A 3,283-nucleotide genomic window follows, 5' to 3' on the forward strand; every position below is an offset into this window, starting at 1 on the left:
GATGTCGCCCTCGCCATCGCCAACCTCAGCAGCGCCGACGTGACGATCGGCGGGACGACCACGACCTATGTGACCTACACCGCGTCCATAGCCAGCACGGTGGGCAACCTTTCTCAGAACGCGCAGAGTCTTTCCGAATATCATCAGAGCCTGATGGACATGGTATCCAACCAGCGTGAAAGTGTCTCCGGTGTTTCCATAGACGAGGAGATGTCGAACCTTATCAAGTTCCAGTACGCCTATCAGGCGGCGGCGCGCCTCATCAACACAGCGGATACCCTGATGAGCGCCCTTATGGAGATCGGAAGATGAGAATATCGGAAAGTATGAGATACAGGCTGTTCCAATCCTGCATAAACAAGGTTGGGCAGCAGTTGACGGACATTGAGAAGAAGATATCCACGCAGAGGAACATCAATGCCCCGTCGGACGATCCTCTCATCTTCGCGCGGTCCGTCGAGTATGATTCGGAACTGAGCGTCGGCACGCAGTTCAGCGACAATCTGCAGCGTCTCACGACACTTGTTGGCATGTACGACACATCCCTGTCGGGAATTGACGGACAGCTCAAGATCCTGGGTGAAATGGCCGCCGGGTATGACACCGTGGACACCGGTCTGCAGCAATCCTATGTCGCGGAGCTGAAGGGGATCATCGAGCACCTGGTCACGGTGGGCAACACCAAGCTTGGGAACACGTACATCTTTGGAGGACAGCAGGCCGACAACGCTCCCTTTCGCCTGAACAACGATTACTCCGTAACGTATACCGTCTCAGCCGACGGTGAAGACGCGACGAACATTTATGTGGACAAATCCCAGTTGGGGCAATATGGCCTCTCCGGCAGGGAAGCGCTTTACAGTACCACCAAGATAGCCTTCGGCAATGTGAGCAACGCGTACGAAGGAGATATCTACTCCACCACGGACAGCTTTGCCTACGTGATCAACGCGGGGAACAACACCATGTACGTTAACGGAGCGGCTGTCAATCTCACGGCGGGTGTCTACACGGGCAATACCCTCGCGCAGGAGATTCAGACCCGGCTCGGTGCCAGCTATTCCGTCGCCTTTGATTCCTCGACCCGAAAGTTCGTGATGACGAACAACACGACGGGCTCGGTGACATTCAACTGGTCGAACGCCGGCGCGACGGCCGCGGGCGTGCTGGGTTTCGACACCGTCGATTCCGTCGCGGCCAGCGGCGAAACGGAGATGAGCGATTTTGACACGGGAAGGAAGTCTTTCATGGTGCGGATCGTCGCGGGTGGGGCAACGACTGGCGCGTTGGCCTCGAGGGCGACGTACTCGTACTCGACCGACGGCGGCTCGACATGGTCGGCGGCAATGTCCGTAAGTACGGGCGGAGCCGATACGACCGCGGGAGACATCGTCATCGACGCGACGAACAACACATTCTACCGGAACGGCGCGGCGGTGACACTGACGAACGGGACATACACGGGAGATACCCTGGCCGCGGAGGTCCAAACCCAACTCGGAGCCGGGTATTCCGTGGCTTACGACGCTTCGACGCGCAAGCTCGCCGTCGCCAACAACACGGGTTCCGTCGTGACCTTCAACTGGTCGAACGCCGGTTCCACCGCCGCGGGGGTTCTCGGTTTCGACAACGTCGATTCCGTGATCAGTAACGGCAACGCAGATACCGGAGACTATGACGCCGGCATGTTCATAGACGGTGCAGGGGTTGCCAACTCCACAAATAACCGTATCAAGTTCGCTTTCGGGATAACAGACACGCCGTTGAGCGCGAACGATACCTTCCAGGTCAAGGACCTGAGCGTTTTTGAACTCCTCAAGAACTTCAAGGACGCCTTCGAAGCCGGTAATTCGACGTGGGTGTCGAAGAACCTTGATCACATAGACACGGCCCGGGCGGCGGCGATGAAGACCAATGCCGTCGTCGCGTTTCAGGGTACCCAGGCGGAGATGCTCATCGAGAGCAATACGGCGAAGAAGAACCGGATCGAAGAAGAGCAGACCAAGCTCGTCGGCGCCGACACTGCCCAGCTCGGCACGGAATTCAATGTGTTGCTCAACACCTACCAGACCCTTCTGGCTGCTTTCTCCAAGATGCAATCCATAAGCATCCTCAACTATCTGAACTAAAATCGGTTCAAGGGTTCAAAGGTTCAAGAGTTCCAGAGTCAAAAGCGGGAAGAAAATGCGCTGGAATTGTGTCGAGAGAAGACGAAGGCTTCCTGCCAACGCAATCATTGACCAGCGCAGCGCAGAACGGGACAGGCTTTCACTTTTGAACTCTTGAACTCTTGAACCATTTTCTATATCCTTCTTGTGGAGGTTTGTGGTGGTGGATGTGCGTGAGGTTTTCGTGGTGAAGCGTTCCGGTGAGGACATTGTCCGCAGGGTTGACCGGGTTGCCATCGAGGAGCCTCTTGAAGTGTGCATCGATAACGAGCCCTTCTACACGACGATGCGCCTGCCCGGTGAGGAAGTGCCTCTCGCCCTGGGGATCTGTTTTACCGACGGGATCATAGCGTCAATAGACGATGTCGCCGGCGCGAGTTATTGCAATGACGCGTCGGTGAACAGGGTGAATGTTTACCTGAGCGACACGAAGAAGGCGGGCGGACATCCCGCGCAGAAGCGGTGGCAGCTGGCGGTGTATTCCAGCTGCGGGGCCTGCGGGTCCGACCTGATCGCCGACCTGACGAAGTCGATACCCGTCATAGACCACAGGACAACGGTGGGGTTCTCCGACCTCTTTTCCATGCAGAAAATGATGGTGGACAAACAGAAGGCCCATCATCTGACGGGAGCGACGCACGCGGCCTCGCTCTTTGACGGGCAGGGTGGTTTCCTGGCCTTCGCCGAGGACGTGGGACGTCACAACGCCCTCGACAAGGCCATCGGCAAACTCCTCATCGAAGGAAGGGTCCGTGAGGCGGTCATCGTTCACTTAAGCTCTCGCCTGAGCTACGAGATGGTGGTGAAGGCGGCGAGGCTCGGGGCCGAGATCGTAACGGGCGTGTCCACCGCCACGTCGCTGGCGATAGAGACGGCCACCGCCCTCGGCATCACACTCATAGGCACACTCAGAAACCCCAGGGGGAATATTTTTACCCATCCCGAGCGCATTCTCTGAACACAGATAATGACCAATGACCAAATTCCGATGCCGATCCTTCTCTTGTGAAGGTCCCACTCCTGTCGCACAACCTGAAGGTTTCCCCACATCCCCTCTTCCCCCGTCATCCCGGCGAAGGCCGGGATCCAGCAAAAGCCCTGTTGCAGTAAAAAAC

Annotated in this window: 3 protein-coding genes; all 3 read left to right on the forward strand. The window is 57.2% G+C overall.

The annotated features are described in order from the left end of the window. Window positions 1-312: flagellar hook-associated protein FlgK (locus tag GXX82_12675; protein NLT23892.1), on the forward strand; the 312-nt coding region annotated here is incomplete at its 5' end. A 14-nt stretch (window positions 313-326) separates the two neighbouring features. Beyond that, a complete protein-coding gene (locus GXX82_12680; GenBank protein ID NLT23893.1) occupies window positions 327-2,129 on the forward strand; it encodes a hypothetical protein in 1,803 nt (600 codons plus the stop codon). A 199-nt stretch (window positions 2,130-2,328) separates the two neighbouring features. Then, on the forward strand, window positions 2,329-3,126 hold the full coding sequence (fdhD, locus tag GXX82_12685; GenBank protein ID NLT23894.1) for a formate dehydrogenase accessory sulfurtransferase FdhD: 798 nt from the start codon (window positions 2,329-2,331) through the stop codon (window positions 3,124-3,126). The last annotated feature ends 157 nt before the right edge of the window (window positions 3,127-3,283 follow it).

This window comes from Syntrophorhabdus sp. (assembly GCA_012719415.1).
In the GTDB taxonomy this organism is placed as follows: Bacteria; Desulfobacterota; Syntrophorhabdia; order Syntrophorhabdales; family Syntrophorhabdaceae; genus Delta-02.

Excerpts from the sequence above, each read along its gene's own strand:
- GXX82_12680 (NLT23893.1), top strand. The coding sequence starts at position 327 with ATGAGATACAGGCTGTTCCAATCCTGCATAAACAAGGTTGGGCAGCAG.